Source organism: Streptococcus oralis subsp. dentisani, from assembly GCF_002096615.1.
In the GTDB taxonomy this organism is placed as follows: Bacteria; Bacillota; Bacilli; order Lactobacillales; family Streptococcaceae; genus Streptococcus; species Streptococcus oralis_U.
The window spans coordinates 155,848-173,102 of the sequence record NZ_NCUX01000032.1 but is presented as its reverse complement, the minus strand read 5'-3'; the positions used below and the strand labels follow the sequence as shown (position 1 = coordinate 173,102).

Annotated in this window: 12 protein-coding genes; 9 read left to right on the top strand and 3 right to left on the bottom strand. The window is 44.0% G+C overall.

Annotated features, from left to right (window positions below; genetic code table 11):
• Positions 1–2 precede the first annotated feature (2 nt).
• From B7708_RS05945 to B7708_RS05910, 9 genes are all read left to right on the top strand, one after another.
• Positions 3–1,856, top strand: coding sequence for a proline--tRNA ligase (locus tag B7708_RS05945; RefSeq protein ID WP_084974459.1), 1,854 nt, complete (start codon positions 3–5; stop codon positions 1,854–1,856).
• A gap of 98 nt (positions 1,857–1,954) precedes the next feature.
• Entirely contained in the window at positions 1,955–3,334 is a 1,380-nt protein-coding gene (locus B7708_RS05940) for a glycoside hydrolase family 1 protein (protein ID WP_084974457.1), read from the top strand.
• A gap of 187 nt (positions 3,335–3,521) precedes the next feature.
• Positions 3,522–7,913: a PolC-type DNA polymerase III gene (locus B7708_RS05935; protein WP_084974455.1), complete on the top strand. Its 4,392-nt coding sequence runs from the start codon at positions 3,522–3,524 to the stop codon at positions 7,911–7,913.
• Positions 7,914–7,932: 19 nt separating this feature from the next.
• Entirely contained in the window at positions 7,933–8,085 is a 153-nt protein-coding gene (locus B7708_RS09945; protein WP_193431746.1) for a hypothetical protein, read from the top strand.
• A gap of 15 nt (positions 8,086–8,100) precedes the next feature.
• The gene (locus B7708_RS05930; protein WP_084974454.1) at positions 8,101–9,342 is read left to right on the top strand and encodes an aminopeptidase; all 1,242 of its coding nucleotides are present in this window, start codon (positions 8,101–8,103) and stop codon (positions 9,340–9,342) included.
• Positions 9,343–9,351: 9 nt separating this feature from the next.
• Positions 9,352–9,582 carry a GlsB/YeaQ/YmgE family stress response membrane protein gene (locus B7708_RS05925; protein WP_000901576.1) on the top strand — a complete coding sequence of 77 codons (231 nt, stop codon included), beginning with the start codon at positions 9,352–9,354 and terminating at the stop codon, positions 9,580–9,582.
• 72 nt (positions 9,583–9,654) lie between these two features.
• Positions 9,655–10,377 (top strand): pseudouridine synthase, encoded by a 723-nt coding sequence (locus B7708_RS05920; RefSeq protein WP_084974452.1) that lies wholly within the window; start codon positions 9,655–9,657, stop codon positions 10,375–10,377.
• A 109-nt stretch (positions 10,378–10,486) separates the two neighbouring features.
• Positions 10,487–11,821: an aminopeptidase C gene (gene pepC, locus B7708_RS05915; protein ID WP_084974450.1), complete on the top strand. Its 1,335-nt coding sequence runs from the start codon at positions 10,487–10,489 to the stop codon at positions 11,819–11,821.
• A gap of 163 nt (positions 11,822–11,984) precedes the next feature.
• Positions 11,985–14,213: an HAD-IC family P-type ATPase gene (locus tag B7708_RS05910; RefSeq protein WP_084974448.1), complete on the top strand. Its 2,229-nt coding sequence runs from the start codon at positions 11,985–11,987 to the stop codon at positions 14,211–14,213.
• 61 nt (positions 14,214–14,274) lie between these two features.
• Here B7708_RS05910 and B7708_RS05905 read toward each other — a convergent pair whose 3' ends face one another.
• The 3 genes from B7708_RS05905 to B7708_RS05895 form a co-directional block, all read right to left on the bottom strand.
• A complete protein-coding gene (locus B7708_RS05905) occupies positions 14,275–15,186 on the bottom strand; it encodes a PTS system mannose/fructose/sorbose family transporter subunit IID (protein ID WP_084948393.1) in 912 nt (303 codons plus the stop codon).
• Between the two features lie 14 nt (positions 15,187–15,200).
• Positions 15,201–16,013, bottom strand: a complete 813-nt coding sequence (locus B7708_RS05900) for a PTS mannose/fructose/sorbose transporter subunit IIC (RefSeq protein WP_033629277.1) — start codon at positions 16,011–16,013, stop codon at positions 15,201–15,203.
• A gap of 75 nt (positions 16,014–16,088) precedes the next feature.
• Positions 16,089–17,078, bottom strand: a complete 990-nt coding sequence (locus tag B7708_RS05895; RefSeq protein ID WP_084974446.1) for a PTS sugar transporter subunit IIB — start codon at positions 17,076–17,078, stop codon at positions 16,089–16,091.
• Positions 17,079–17,255: the final 177 nt, after the last annotated feature.

The window sequence follows — 17,255 nt, the reverse complement described above, 5'->3', positions numbered from 1 at the left end:
TTATGAAACAAAGTAAAATGCTAATCCCTACGCTTCGCGAAATGCCAAGCGATGCTCAAGTTATCAGCCACGCCCTTATGTTGCGTGCTGGTTATGTTCGTCAAGTTTCTGCAGGTGTTTATTCTTACCTACCACTTGCTAACCGTGTGATTGAAAAGGCTAAGAACATCATGCGCCAAGAGTTTGATAAGATTGGTGCGGTAGAAATGCTAGCTCCGGCCCTTCTCAGTGCCGATCTTTGGCGTGAATCAGGCCGTTATGAAACCTATGGTGAAGACCTTTATAAACTGAAAAACCGTGAAAAGTCGGACTTTATCCTAGGTCCGACACACGAAGAGACTTTTACAGCTATTGTCCGTGATTCAGTTAAGTCTTACAAGCAATTGCCACTCAACCTTTACCAAATCCAACCTAAGTACCGTGATGAAAAACGTCCACGTAACGGCCTTCTCCGTACGCGTGAATTTATCATGAAAGACGGCTATAGTTTCCATGCTAATTACGATAGTTTGGATGTGACTTATGACGAGTACAAAGCGGCCTATGAACGAATTTTCACTCGAAGTGGCTTGGACTTCAAGGCCATCATCGGTGATGGTGGCGCCATGGGTGGTAAGGATAGCCAAGAATTTATGGCCATTACACCAGCCCGTACAGACCTTGACCGCTGGGTTGTCTTAGACAAGTCAGTTGCCTCATTTGATGAAATTCCTGCAGAAGTACAAGAAGAAATCAAGGCAGAATTGCTCAAATGGATGGTTTCTGGCGAAGACACCATTGCCTACTCAAGTGAGTCTAGCTATGCAGCTAACTTAGAAATGGCAACAAACGCCTACAAACCAAGCAATCGTGTCGTTGCTGAAGAAGAAGTGGCTCGCGTGGAAACACCAGGAGTTAAATCCATCGATGAAGTCGCAGCCTTCCTAAATGTCCCAGAAGAACAAACAATCAAAACCCTCTTCTACATGGCAGATGGAGAGCTTGTTGCAGCCCTTCTAGTTGGAAATGACCAACTCAACGAAGTCAAGTTGAAAAACCACTTGGGTGCAGATTTCTTTGACGTAGCTAGCGAAGAAGAAGTAGCAAGAGTTGTTCAAGCAGGATTTGGTTCACTTGGTCCAGCTGGTTTGCCAGAGAATGTTAAAATCATTGCAGACCGTAAGGTGCAAGATGTTCGCAATGCTGTTGTGGGGGCTAACGAAGATGGCTACCACTTGACGGGTGTGAACCCAGGTCGTGATTTCACTGCAGAATACGTGGACATTCGCGAAGTTCGTGAGGGTGAAATTTCACCAGACGGACAAGGTGTCCTTAACTTTGCGCGTGGTATCGAGATCGGCCATATTTTCAAACTCGGAACTCGCTACTCAGCAAGCATGGGTGCAGATGTTTTGGACGAAAATGGCCGTGCTGTGCCAATCATCATGGGATGTTACGGTATCGGTGTTAGCCGTCTTCTCTCGGCAGTTATGGAACAACACGCTCGCCTCTTTGTTAACAAAACACCTAAAGGGGAATACCGTTATGCTTGGGGAGTTAACTTCCCTAAAGAATTGGCACCATTTGATGTGCACCTGATCACTGTCAATGTTAAAGACGGAGAAGCGCAAACCTTGACAGAGAAACTTGAAGGAAGCTTGATGGACGCTGGTTACGAAGTTTTGACAGACGACCGTAACGAACGTGTCGGTGTTAAATTTAGCGATAGCGACTTGATTGGGTTGCCAATCCGTATTACTGTTGGGAAAAAAGCAGCTGATGGCATCGTAGAAGTTAAGATTAAAGCAACTGGTGATACCATTGAAGTTCATGCAGACAACTTGCTTGAAACGCTTGAAATCCTAAGCAAGAAATAAAAACTATAATCAGAAGAAAAACAAGGCAAAAATGTAACTAGTTTTTACCTTGTTTTTTCTATATAATGGGAAAAATGAGTAAACGAAGAGGTATAACAATGCTAAAATTTCCAAAGGATTTTGTTTGGGGTTCCTCCACTTCTGGACCACAGACAGAAGGACGAGTGATTGGTGATGGTAAGGGAGATAATCTATGGGATTATTGGTATCAGGTGGAGCCCAATCGCTACTACAATGGAATTGGACCTGATAAAACATCGACTTTCTATGAAAACTGGGAAAAGGATATTGAGCTTTTGGTAGAGACTGGCCATACAGCCTTCCGAACTTCTATCCAATGGTCCCGCATTTTCCCACAGGGCCGTGGAGAGATCAATCCTCAAGGGGTGGCTTTTTATCGTGAGGTCTTTGAAGCCATTAAGGCCAAGGGGATCCGTCTCTTAGTCAATCTCTATCACTTCGACCTGCCATTTGCCCTCCAAGAAGACGGCGATGGCTGGGAAAACAAGGCAACCGTCAAGGTTTATGAAGACTATGCTCGTTTTTGTTTTGAGACTTACGGTGACTTGGTGGACCAATGGATTACCTTTAACGAGCCCATCGTTCCTGTAGAGTTTGGCTATTTCTATGATGCCCATTATCCTCACAAGGTAGATGCTAAAGCGGCGGTTCAGGTAGCCTATCACACACAACTGGCTAGCAGTCTTGCAGTCAAGGCCTGTCATGAGATTTTGCCTGATTCCAAGATTGGGATTGTCCTCAACTTGACACCAGCCTACCCACGTAGCCAGCATCCTGCTGATGTGAAAGCTGCTCGCATTGCGGATCTCTTTCAAGCTCAATCTTTCCTAGACCCATCTGTTTTGGGAACTTATCCAGAAGAACTAGTGGAAATTTTAGCTGAGCATGATTTGCTGCCAGACTACACAGTTGAGGAGTTGGAAGTCATTCGGGAGCATACGGTTGACTTCCTTGGAGTCAACTACTACCAGCCTTTGCGTGTCATGGCGCCACGTTTTGCCAAACATCCTGACAGCCCGCTCTTGCCTGAGCATTTCTATGAGCCTTACGTCATGCCAGGTCGTAAGATTAACCCCCACCGTGGTTGGGAAATCTACGAGCAAGGGATTTACCATATTGCCCAAAACATCAAGGAAAACTATGGCAATATTGAGTGGATGCTGACAGAGAATGGTATGGGTGTTGAGGGGGAAGAAAAATTCCGTGAGAATGGCATGATTCAAGACGACTATCGTATTGACTTTGTCAAAGGGCATTTGCGTGAACTCCATCGTGCCATCGAAGATGGTGCTAACTGTAAAGGTTACTTAATCTGGACCTTTATCGATTGCTGGTCATGGCTCAACAGCTATAAAAACCGCTATGGTCTGGTCGAATTAGACTTGGAAACGCAAGAACGTCGCCTGAAGAAATCAGGCCACTGGTTCAAAGAACTCAGCGACAATAATGGATTTTAAGAATAAAAAGAGTGAGATGCCAAGTGAGATGTCATCTCACTTTTTAATATGTGACTACGGATCAGTATAGTTTTATCTACTACAAGTATGATAAAACCTTTCTATCTAAATCGCAAGGGAAATGGTACTAGCTATATATTTTCTTTAATTATGGTAAAATAGTAAGAGAATAATGTGAGGAAATTGAATGTCAAGTAAGTTTGAAATTTTAATGAATCAACTAGGAATATCTGATCAACTTAGACAGGATCCTGCTCTTATTGATGCAAGCATTGAGCGTGTCGTGGTTCATAAAATTAGTAAGGTTTGGGAATTTCATTTTGTATTTTCTAAAATTTTGCCTATTGAAATCTTTTTAGAGTTAAAGAAAGGGTTGAGTGAAGAATTTTCTAAGACAGGGAATAAAGCTGTTTTTGAAATCAAGGCGCTCTCTCGAGAATTTTCTAATCAACTCTTACAGGCCTACTACAAGGAGGCTTTTTCTGAAGGTCCATGTGCAAGCCAAGGATTTAAATCTCTTTTTCAGAATTTGCAAGTTCGTGCGGAGGGAAATCAGCTCTTTATTGAAGGTTCAGAGGCGATTGATAAGGAACACTTTAAGAAGAATCATCTTCCGAATCTAGCAAGGCAACTTGAAAAGTTTGGTTTCCCAGCTTTTGTTTGTCAGATAGAAAAGAATGATGCCCTTACACAAGAGCAGCAGGAAGCTTTTCATACGGATAATGAGCAGATCGTTCAAGCTGCCAACGAAGAAGCCCTGCGGGCTATGGAACAACTAGAACAAATGGCTCCTCCGCTGGTAGAAGAGAAACCAGCCTTTGATTTTCAGGCTAAAAAGGCTGCGGCCAAGCCAAAACTAGATAAGGCAGAAGTTACCCAGATGATTGATGTGACAACTGAGGAAAATCGTTTGGTCTTTGAAGGGGTAGTCTTTGATGTCGAGCATAAAGTGACCAGAACAGGTCGTGTCTTGATTAACTTTAAGATGACGGACTATAGTTCAAGTTTCTCTATGCAAAAATGGGTTAAGAATGAAGAAGAGGCTCAGAAATTTGACCTCATCAAGAAGAATTCTTGGCTCCGTGTTCGTGGGAATGTAGAGATGAATAACTTTACACGAGATTTAACCATGAACGTGCAGGACGTGCAGGAAGTTGTTCATTATGAGCGGAAGGATTTGATGCCAGAAGGTGAGCGCCGGGTTGAGTTTCATGCCCATACTAATATGTCAACCATGGATGCTCTTCCTGAGGTAGAGAAAATCGTTGCGACAGCTGCTAAGTGGGGACATAAGGCGGTTGCTATCACGGATCATGGCAATGTTCAGTCCTTTCCACATGGCTATAAGGCAGCCAAGAAAGCGGGAATCCAGCTGATCTATGGAATGGAAGCTAATATCGTTGAAGACCGTGTTCCTATTGTTTATAACGAAGTGGAAATGGACTTATCAGAAGCAATCTACGTGGTCTTTGACGTGGAAACGACGGGGCTTTCAGCTATCTATAATGACCTGATTCAGGTTGCGGCATCTAAGATGTACAAGGGCAATGTCATTGCCGAATTTGATGAATTTATCAATCCTGGTCATCCCTTGTCAGCTTTTACTACTGAGTTGACTGGAATTACAGATGATCATGTCAAAAATGCCAAACCACTGGAACAAGTTTTGCAAGAATTCCAAGAATTTTGCAAGGATACGGTCCTAGTTGCCCACAATGCCACCTTTGACGTTGGCTTTATGAATGCCAATTATGAGCGTCACGGTCTGCCTAAAATTAGCCAGCCAGTTATCGATACGCTCGAGTTTGCTAGAAATCTCTATCCTGAGTATAAACGTCATGGTTTGGGGCCGTTGACCAAGCGTTTTGGTGTGACACTGGACCACCACCACATGGCCAACTACGATGCGGAAGCTACTGGTCGTTTGCTCTTTATCTTTATCAAAGAGGTAGCAGACAAACATGGTGTGACGGATCTAGCTAGACTAAATATTGATTTGATCAGTCCAGACTCTTATAAAAAAGCTCGGATTAAGCATGCGACCATCTATGTCAAGAATCAAGTAGGTTTAAAAAATATCTTTAAGCTGGTTTCTTTGTCCAATACCAAGTACTTTGAAGGGGTGCCCCGGATTCCGAGAACGGTTCTAGATGCTCATCGGGAGGGCTTGATTTTGGGCTCAGCCTGTTCAGAAGGTGAAGTTTTTGATGCAGTCGTTTCCCAAGGTGTGGATGCGGCGGTTGAGGTAGCCAAGTATTATGACTTTATCGAGGTTATGCCACCAGCTATCTATGCTCCATTGATTGCCAAGGAGCAGGTCAAGGATATGGAGGAACTCCAGACCATTATCAAGAGTTTGATAGAGGTGGGAGACCGCCTTGGCAAGCCTGTTCTGGCTACGGGAAATGTCCATTATATCGAACCAGAAGAAGAGATTTACCGTGAAATTATCGTCCGTAGTTTGGGACAGGGTGCGATGATTAACCGAACTATCGGTCATGGTGAACATGCCCAACCAGCTCCGCTACCTAAGGCTCATTTTCGAACAACCAATGAGATGTTGGATGAATTTGCCTTCTTGGGAGAAGAATTGGCCCGTAAACTGGTTATTGAAAACACCAATGCCTTGGCAGAAATATTTGAGTCTGTTGAGGTTGTTAAGGGTGACTTGTACACGCCTTTCATCGACAAGGCTGAAGAAACGGTTGCTGAGCTGACCTATAAGAAAGCTTTTGAGATTTATGGAAATCCGCTGCCAGATATTGTTGATTTGCGGATTGAAAAAGAATTGACTTCTATTCTGGGGAATGGATTTGCCGTGATTTACCTGGCATCGCAGATGCTGGTACAACGTTCCAATGAACGGGGCTACTTGGTTGGTTCTCGTGGGTCTGTTGGGTCCAGTTTCGTTGCGACCATGATTGGAATTACGGAAGTTAATCCTCTCTCTCCTCATTATGTTTGTGGTCAGTGTCAGTATAGCGAGTTTATCACAGATGGTTCTTATGGTTCCGGTTTTGATATGCCCAATAAGGATTGTCCAAACTGTGGTCACAAACTCAGCAAAAATGGGCAGGATATTCCGTTCGAGACCTTCCTTGGTTTTGATGGGGACAAGGTTCCCGATATTGACTTGAACTTCTCGGGAGAAGACCAGCCTAGCGCCCACTTGGATGTGCGTGATATCTTTGGTGAAGAATATGCCTTCCGTGCAGGAACGGTTGGTACGGTAGCTGCCAAGACTGCCTATGGCTTTGTAAAGGGCTACGAGAGGGACTATGGGAAGTTTTATCGTGATGCAGAGGTGGAACGCCTTGCTCAAGGTGCGGCTGGTGTCAAGCGGACTACAGGACAACACCCAGGGGGAATCGTTGTTATTCCTAACTACATGGATGTCTACGACTTTACGCCTGTTCAGTATCCAGCAGATGACGTGACGGCTGAATGGCAAACGACTCACTTTAACTTCCACGATATCGATGAGAACGTCCTCAAACTCGATGTACTGGGGCATGATGATCCGACCATGATTCGGAAACTGCAGGACTTGTCTGGTATTGATCCTAATGAAATTCCTATGGATGATGAAGGCGTGATGGCACTCTTTTCAGGGACTGATGTTCTTGGCGTGACTCCTGAACAAATCGGAACGCCGACGGGCATGCTAGGAATTCCAGAATTTGGAACCAACTTTGTACGTGGGATGGTAGATGAGACGCATCCGACGACCTTTGCGGAGTTGCTTCAGCTGTCTGGTCTGTCCCACGGTACCGATGTGTGGTTGGGAAATGCCCAAGATTTGATCAAGCAAGGAATTGCGGACCTATCAACCGTTATCGGTTGTCGGGACGATATCATGGTTTACCTCATGCATGCGGGTCTCGAGCCTAAGATGGCCTTTACCATCATGGAACGGGTGCGTAAGGGATTATGGCTGAAGATTTCCGAAGAGGAGCGAAATGGCTACATTGAGGCTATGAAGGCAAATAAAGTGCCAGAGTGGTATATCGAATCCTGTGGGAAAATCAAGTATATGTTCCCTAAAGCCCACGCGGCGGCCTACGTTATGATGGCTCTTCGTGTAGCTTACTTCAAGGTTCACCATCCGATTTATTACTACTGTGCTTACTTTTCTATCCGCGCCAAGGCCTTTGATATCAAGACCATGGGAGCGGGCTTGGATGCCATCAAGCGCAGAATGGAAGAAATCGCTGAAAAACGGAAGAACAATGAAGCCTCTAATGTGGAGATTGACCTCTATACAACTCTTGAGATTGTCAATGAGATGTGGGAACGTGGTTTCAAGTTTGGTAAACTCGATCTCTACCGTAGTCAGGCGACAGAATTCCTCATTGATGGGGACACTCTCATCCCGCCATTTGTAGCAATGGATGGTCTGGGAGAGAACGTTGCTAAGCAGTTGGTGCGTGCGCGTGAAGAGGGAGAATTCCTCTCCAAAACCGAACTGCGCAAACGTGGTGGACTCTCATCAACCTTGGTTGAAAAGATGGATGAAATGGGCATTCTCGGCAATATGCCAGAGGATAATCAGTTGAGTTTGTTTGATGAGTTTTTCTAAAATATAGAAAGAGGTTTTTATGAAACTTACCATTTCCGCTCAGGATAAGCCAGCGCAAAGGGTGTTTGATTACCAGCTGGATCTTGACCCTGATACGATTTTGAAAATGACCGCTTTGATTTGTGGTACTGTGGCAGCAGTTAGCCTGCTGTCCTTGTTTAAAGAAAAATAGAAAAGGAAGAATAAAATGGTTTTACCAAATTTTAAAGAAAATCTAGAAAAATATGCGAAATTGTTGGTTGCGAATGGAATCAACGTGCAACCTGGTCACACTTTGGCTCTTTCTATCGATGTGGAGCAACGTGAGTTGGCGCATTTGATCGTGAAAGAAGCTTATGCTTTAGGTGCACATGAGGTTATTGTTCAGTGGACAGATGATGTGATTAACCGTGAGAAATTCCTCCACGCGCCGATGGATCGTCTGGACAATGTGCCAGAATACAAGATTGCTGAGATGAACTATCTCTTGGAGAACAAGGCTAGCCGTCTCGGTGTCCGTTCATCTGATCCAGGTGCCTTGAACGGAGTGGACGCTGACAAGCTTTCAGCTTCTGCTAAAGCGATGGGGCTGGCGATGAAGCCAATGCGTATCGCAACGCAATCCAACAAGGTTAGCTGGACTGTAGCAGCCGCTGCTGGACTTGAGTGGGCTAAGAAAGTCTTTCCAAATGCTGCGAGCGACGAAGAAGCGGTTGATCTCCTTTGGGACCAAATCTTCAAAACTTGCCGTGTTTACGAAGAAGATCCCGTGAAGGCTTGGGAAGAGCATGCAGCTATCCTTAAGAGCAAGGCAGATATGCTTAATAAGGAGCAATTTTCAGCCCTTCATTACACAGCGCCAGAGACAGATTTGACACTTGGTTTGCCTAAGAACCACGTTTGGGAATCAGCTGGTGCTGTCAATGCACAGGGAGAAGGCTTCTTGCCCAATATGCCGACAGAGGAAGTCTTCACTGCGCCTGATTTCCGTCGTGCAGAGGGCTATGTAACCTCTACAAAACCACTTAGCTACAACGGAAATATCATCGAAGGGATTAAAGTGACCTTCAAGGATGGTCAAATCGTAGACATTACTGCTGAAAAGGGTGATCAGGTCATGAAAGACCTTGTCTTTGAAAATGCTGGTGCGCGTGCCTTGGGTGAATGTGCCTTGGTACCAGATCCAAGTCCAATTTCTCAATCAGGCATTACCTTCTTCAACACCCTTTTCGATGAGAATGCTTCAAACCACTTGGCTATCGGTGCAGCCTATGCGACCAGCGTTGTTGGTGGAGCAGAGATGAGCGAAGAAGAGCTTGAAGCTGCAGGACTGAACCGTTCAGATGTTCACGTGGACTTTATGATTGGCTCTAATCAAATGGATATCGATGGTATCCGTGAGGATGGAACACGAGTTCCTATCTTCAGAAATGGAGACTGGGCTATTTAAGGAGTTACAATGCTTGGAAGTATGTTTGTTGGTCTCTTAGTGGGACTTTTAGCAGGTGCTTTGACCAATCGCGGAGAAAGCATGGGATGCTTTGGAAAAATGTTTCTCGGCTGGATTGGTGCCTTTCTGGGTCACCTGCTCTTTGGAACTTGGGGACCAATTCTAGCGGGAACAGCTGTTATTCCTGCTGTTTTGGGTGCTATGCTTGTCTTAGCTATTTTCTGGAGACGAGGAAGTTAAGTTCCTAAATCTGAAAAGAAAAGGAGGTTGGTCATTGAACCAGCCTCCTTTTGAGTATGATATAATAGTTCTATGAGATTAGATAAATTTTTAGTTGCCTGCGCTGTGGGGAGTCGAACTGAGGTCAAAAACTTGCTCAAGGCTGGGCGCGTGACGGTAAATGGTAAAAAAGAAAAATCAGCAAAACTGCAAATAAATGAAGAAAAAGATGAGATTCGCTTTGATGGCCAAGTGCTGGAGTATGAGGAGTTTGTCTACTACATGATGAACAAGCCCCAAGGAGTTATTTCAGCGACTGAGGATTCTAAACACAGAACAGTGTTGGACTTGTTGGATGATATTGCTCGGACCAAAGAAGTTTTTCCAGTAGGGCGCTTGGATATTGATACGCATGGTCTTCTGCTCTTGACCAATGACGGCCAGCTTGCCCATTCTCTTCTTTCGCCTAAACGTCATGTGGATAAGACTTATCTAGCTCAAGTCAAAGGTATTATGACCCAAGAAGATGTGGAGACATTTGCCAAGGGCATTCCTCTCAAAGACTTTACCTGTCAGCCTGCTAGACTGGAGCTTGTATCGGTAGATCCAGAAAAAAATCAAAGTCTGGTTCGTGTGACCATTGCTGAAGGTAAGTTTCATCAGGTCAAACGCATGGTGGCATACTGTGGCAAGGAAGTGGTGGACCTACAACGTTTGACGATGGGGACTCTAGTTTTGGATGAGAACTTAGAACGAGGAGAATGGCGTCGCCTGACCAAGGAGGAATTAGAGAATCTCCTTGCTAGTATTGCTTAGTTTGGATTATGTTAGAAAAGGTGAGGAGAATGTCCTTACCTTTTTCGTTTTTCAGTTGCTTCCTTTGTGAAAAGAGTTATAATAGACAGTAGAATAAAAGGAGGAATCTATGAACGCGATTCAAGAATCATTTACAGATAAATTATTTGCCAACTATGAAGCAAATGTCAAATACCAAGCGATCGAAAATGCTGCCAGCCACAACGGAATTTTTGCAGCCCTAGAGCGTCGCCAGAGCCATGTAGACAATACACCTGTTTTCTCATTCGATTTGACCAAGGACAAGGTTACTAACCAGAAAGCGTCTGGTCGTTGCTGGATGTTTGCAGCTCTCAACACCTTCCGCCACAAACTTATCTCTCAGTACAAGCTTGAAAATTTTGAGCTATCACAAGCCCACACTTTCTTCTGGGACAAGTATGAAAAATCTAACTGGTTCTTGGAGCAAGTAATTGCAACTGCAGACCAAGAATTGACGAGCCGCAAGGTTAGCTTCCTACTCCAAACCCCTCAACAAGACGGTGGTCAATGGGATATGGTCGTTGCCCTCTTTGAGAAATACGGTGTTGTTCCTAAGTCTGTTTATCCTGAGTCCGTTTCTTCTAGCAGCAGTCGTGAACTTAATGCCATCCTTAACAAATTGCTTCGTCAAGATGCCCAAATCTTGCGTGACTTGCTCGCTTCTGGTGCAGACCAAGCGACTATTCAAGCTAAGAAAGAAGACCTCTTGCAAGAAATCTTTAACTTCCTTGCTATGTCACTAGGACTTCCACCACGTAAATTTGACTTTGCTTATCGCGATAAAGACAACAACTACCAAAGTGAAAAGGGTATCACACCACAGGAATTTTACAAGAAATATGTCAATCTTCCTCTAGAAGACTACGTTTCTGTTATCAACGCCCCAACTGCTGACAAGCCTTACGGTAAATCTTACACAGTTGAGATGTTGGGAAATGTGGTTGGTAGCCGTGCAGTTCGCTACATCAACGTTCCGATGGAACGCTTGAAAGAATTGGCGATTGCCCAAATGCAAACAGGTGAGACTGTTTGGTTTGGTTCAGATGTCGGCCAGCTCAGCAACCGTAAAGCTGGGATCCTTGCGACAGATGTTTATGACTTTGAATCAAGCATGGATATTCAACTCACTCAAGACAAAGCTGGACGTTTGGACTATAGCGAAAGCTTGATGACCCACGCCATGGTCTTGACAGGTGTGGACTTGGACGAAAATGGCAAGTCAACCAAGTGGAAGGTTGAAAACTCATGGGGAGACAAGGTCGGTACAGATGGTTACTTCGTTGCCTCAGATGCTTGGATGGATGAATACACCTATCAAATCGTTGTCCGTAAGGAATTGCTGACAGCAGAAGAACAAGCTGCCTATGAAGCAGAACCAATCGTACTCGCACCATGGGATCCAATGGGTGCCTTGGCAGAATAAAGCATAAAGAAAAGAGGTTAGGGAATCCTAGCCTTTTTTTAACTACTTCTTAAAGTGGTGACAGATGATGCTTGTCAATTAAGTCCTTCTTAGTTTGAGTATTTAAGTGACAGAGAAAAGGATATGTGTTACTATAGTAGTACAAAAGTATATCGGAGTAGAAATGAAGTATTTAAATAGTCAAGACATCAAGGATCGTCAACGAAATATCAGCGACATTAAACCCTATAAAACAACCAAGGAAATCGTCGTTTCAAATATCTTTACCTTCTTTAATGCCATGAACTTGGCTCTGGCAGTTCTGGTAGCCACAACCTTGCGATTTGAAAATATGCTCTTTTTAGGTGTGATTGCTATCAATACAGCCATTGGGATTTTCCAAGAAGTGCGTTCAAAAAATGCCTTAGAAAAGCTAAGTTTGCTTGGTAAAAGTAAGTACAAAGTCAATCGAGATGGTCAAACAATCGAGATTGATCCAGAGGACATCGTTCTGGGTGAGTACCTGCATCTCAATCTGGGTGATCAGGTGCCTGTCGATGCGGAAGTACTTGAAGGGAATATTGAAGTTGATGAGTCCTTGCTGACTGGTGAGAGTGATTCAGTCTGTAAAGCGGTTGGTGACCAGTTGATGAGCGGAAGCAATGTCGTCAGCGGTACTTGTCTGGTTACGGCAACGGCTGTAGGCCCAGATAGCTATATTAACAAACTCGCAAAATCCAGCAAGGAATTCAAAAAATACCCTTCTCAACTGCGTGATTACATGGATAAGATTTTAAAAATCGTCTCCATCTTGCTGGTGCCAGTTGCCATTCTGCTCTATGTCAGAGGTTTTAGTCTAGGACGGTCTTATGTTGAGATTGTCTTGGGAAGTTCAGGTGCCTTGGTCGGCATGATTCCAGAGGGTTTGATTCTACTAGTCAGTGTGTCTCTGGCGGTAGCGGCCATGAAGCTGGCGAAAAAGAAGGTTTTGGTGCAGGAACTATATTGTGTGGAAACCTTAGCGCGAGTAGATGTTCTTTGTTTTGATAAGACTGGGACCATCACGACGGGGAATATGAAGGTCCAAGAAATGGATGCTAATGTAGCAAAGACACTGTCTTCTTATCTGGCTTATTTTGAGGATGAAAATGCAACTTCCCGAGCTCTGAAGACTTACTTAACTTGTGAGAAGAAGTGGGAAGTTCAAGAAGTCGGTGCCTTTTCAAGCAAAAACAAGTATTCCTTTGTCCAAGTAAAAGAGGGTGGGACCTATTTCTTTGGAGCCTATGAATTTCTAGGATTTACCCAGCCGATGGATGCCTACTATGAAGATCTAAAACAGCAAGGTTTTCGAATTTTGTCCCTTGCTCATAGCAAGGATCAGATTACGCGTCCAGCGAGTATGGAACTACTGGGTCATGTGGTTCTGTCAGATGAGATCAAGGACAATACCAAGGAAACCTTTGACTATTTCGAATCTCAAGGTGTTGAAGTGAAGATTATCAGCGGTGATAATCATGTGGCTGTATATGGGGTGGCTCGTAAAGCAGGTTTTAAGGAGGAAGCGCGGACGATTGATATGACCAAGGTGAGCGATGATGACTTTGAAAGAGTGGTCTTGGAACATGATATCTTTGGACGCGTTACACCTGAGCAGAAAGAAAAGATGGTGACCGTTTTGCAAAAGGCTGGTAAAACAGTTGCTATGAGTGGTGATGGAGTCAATGATGTTCTGGCTCTCAAGAAAGCAGACATCAGCTTTGCTATGAATGGTGCTACGAGTGCAGCTAAAAGTGTATCCAATATTGTTTTCCTGACAGATGACTTTGCAGTTTTTTATGATATCTTGATGGAAGGTCGCCGTGTCATCAATAACATCCAAAAGGTCGCCTCTCTCTTTCTAACAAAGACTTTCTTCTCCATCGTTTTTGCGATTTTGAGTGTGGTATTTGGTTTGGAATTTGCCTTTATCCCCATTCAGTTTACAATCATTTCAGCCATTACGATTGGGATTCCATCTTTCTTCCTAACTTTTGAGTCCAATAAAGAAAAGGTCAGCACACATTTTATGCGAGATATTTTGACCAATGCTGCGATTGGCGGTGGCATTCTGGTTGCTAGTGTACTCCTGACTAACTTCTTTATCACTGTCCCAGGTCAGGTCAAATTTATTTGCTTCCTCCTTGCTTTGGTCAATGGTCTGTGTCTAGTTGCCAAGATCAGCATTCCCTTTAATCGATACAAACTAGCCTTGCTCACACTTTTGAGCCTTGCAGCCCTTGTTGGCGTACTTGCCAATACCTTTATCCTGCAAGGAACTTTTGTGCCTTTAGAAACCAGCCAAGTCGTCTATGTAGCCAGCCTAGCAGTGGCGATTGGAGGCTTGCATTATCTTACTAGGAGAAAAAGTTGATACACAAAAAGAATCAGGTTTAGTCCTGATTCTTTTTTATCTATATTCTCGATGGCTTGGATTACATGATACCGAAGAAACGAGCTGCAATACCTACTGCAAAGAGAGCAAGGATGATTGCGATTGGTGATACTTTTTTCTTAAGCAACCACATGCAAAGGAAAGTAAGGAGAAGTCCCATCAATCCTGGAATCAATGAGTTCAACTGACCTTGAAGGGTTTGTGGTTGAATCTTATCTAAGCTCAATCCACCAAGTGCTTGACCAAGGATACCTTTCAACTCAGCACCTGATACAGGTCCTTCTGGGAAGTTGATGTAAGCACCTTCTGCCAATTGTTTACCTGGAAGGTTCACAGTAAAGTTGATAGACACCCAACGTTGTACAAGAACGGCAAGGATGAACATACCAAGGATAGATGCTCCTTTAGTGATGTCTTTCAAGATACCACCAGACATGTCTTTAGTGATTTCAGATCCAGCTTTGTAACCGAACTCTTGTGTATACCATAGGAAGGCCATACGGATAGCATTCCATCCGAAGAAGAAGAGAAGAGGACCAACAATGTTACCAGATGCAGCAAGTGATGCACCAAGGGCTCCAAGGATAGGACGAACTGTAAACCAGAAGACTGGGTCACCGATACCAGCAAGAGGTCCCATCATACCGATCTTAACCCCTTGGATAGCTGCGTCGTCGATTTCAACACCGTTAGCGCGTTCTTCTTCAAGTGCAAGAGTAACCCCCATGATAGGAGCAGCTACGTATGGGTGAGTGTTGAAGAACTCAAGGTGACGCTCAAGAGCAGCCGCTTGGTCTTCTTTTTTAGTGTACAATTTTTTGATAGCTGGGATCAAAGAGTAAGCCCAACCCAAGTTTTGCATACGTTCGTAGTTCCAAGAACCTTGAAGGAATTGTGAACGCCACCAAACTTTTTGACGATCTGATTTTGATAATTGAATTTTTTCAGCCATGATTGTTCCCCTTTCTAGTAGTCTTCTAGGATATCACCGATTGGGTCGTTAGAAGTCGCAGCTCCGCCGCCACCGTTTCCACCTTGTTTTGTAAGGTTAAGGTAGATGAAGGCAAGGGCAACACCGATGACACCAAGGGCAATCAAAGTCAATTGAGAAATCGCAGCAAGTGCAAAACCGATAGCGAAGAATGGCCATACTTCACGAGTTGCCATCATGTTGATAACCATAGCATAACCAACGGCAACGACCATAGCACCACCGACAGCCATACCACCGTTCAACCAGTCTGGCATCAATTTAAGAGCATCTTGAACGGCAGAAGCTGGGATAGCGATAAGGAAGGCAGCAGGGATTGCAATACGAAGACCTTGAAGAAGAAGTGCAACAAAGTGAGCACGCTCAACAGCCGCAATGTTTCCGTCTTTAGCAGCAGCATCAGCAGTGTGAACCAAACCAACTGAGATTGTACGAACAATCATTGTCAAGAAAAGTCCAGCTACGGCAAGAGGGATAGCTGTTGCAGTTGCAACGGCGATACCTTCAGTAGTAAAGTTACCACCTTTAATCAAGATGATCGCTGCGGCAACAGATGCAAGAGCAGCGTCAGGAGCTACGGCAGCTCCGATGTTTGCCCAACCGAGGGCGATCATTTGAAGAGATCCACCAAGCATAACCCCTGCTTCGAGGTTACCAGTTGCAAGTCCGATAAGGGTACATGCGACGATTGGTTGATGGAATTGGAATTGGTCGAGGATACCTTCAAGACCTGCAAGGAAGGCAACAACTACAACCAAGATAGCAGAAATGATTGAAATATCTGACATGGTTTTATTCCTTTTCTATTTAGTTTTAATAAAGTACTTAATCCTGTTTTCAAAAATGATAGAAACAGATTAAAATTATTGAACGTTTGCTTTGTTAATCAAGTCAAACAAATCTTTTTTCGTGTCGTTTGGTACTTTACGTACGTCAAATTCAACACCGAGGTCACGCATTTTTTCAAATGTTGCAACGTCTTCTTTATCCATAGACAAAACGTTGTTAATCATTGTTTTACCTGTTGAGTGAGCCATAGAACCAACGTTAAGGGTTTTGATTGGCACGCCACCTTCGATAGCACGAAGTGCATCTTGTGGAGTTTCAAACAAGATAAGGGCATGAGTGTCACCGAAACGTGGGTCTTTTGCAACGTCGATCAATTTTTGAATTGGAACAACGTTTGCTTTTACTCCGTTTGGAGCTGCTTGTTTGATCAATTCTTTACGCAAATCGTCGTTTGCGACATTGTCTGAAGCAACGATGATACGATCTGCTTTTGAATCTGGTGTCCAAGCAGTGGCAACCTGACCGTGCAGGAGACGAGTGTCTAGACGAGCAAGGTTGATTTTCAGTTTACCGTCACCGATAACTGTTCCTTCTGGAATAGCAGCTTGGGCAGCAGGAGCAGCTGCAGCAGTTGCAACTTCCTCAACTGGGTTAAGCTCTTCTGGAAGAGCCTTGATGCCATCTTTGGCTTCTTTAATGATGTTCGCAGCGACTTTTTCCACACCTGCATTAGCGTCCATAAGGCGCTCTGTGTAGGCTTGGATCAACATCGGCAAGTTCAGTCCTGTGATGATGGCAAATTTACGTTCTGGATTTTCTCCCATCACGCGGCTAGCTTGGTTGAATGGAGATCCACTCCAAAGGTCAGCCAATACTAGAACCTCATCTTCTGCGTCAAATGCAGCAACAGCGTTATTGATCTTAGCGTATAGATCATCTGGACCTTCGTTTGGCATAAAGGTTACAACTTGAACCTTTTCTTGTTCACCAAAGATCATAGATCCGGACTGATGAATACCCGCAGCAAATTCGCCGTGGCTCGCAATAATGATTCCGATACTCATTATTGTCATTCCTCCTTTAAAATGTTTGACTATTTGTTTAAGAAAACTTTAAGCCTAACTTTAAGTATAAACCGTTTTCAAACAAAAATCAACCATTTCTTATAAATATGTATTGGTTTTCAATGAAAACTCGCTTACAAAATGTTAATATATAAAACTTTTTGTAGAAATGTTTAA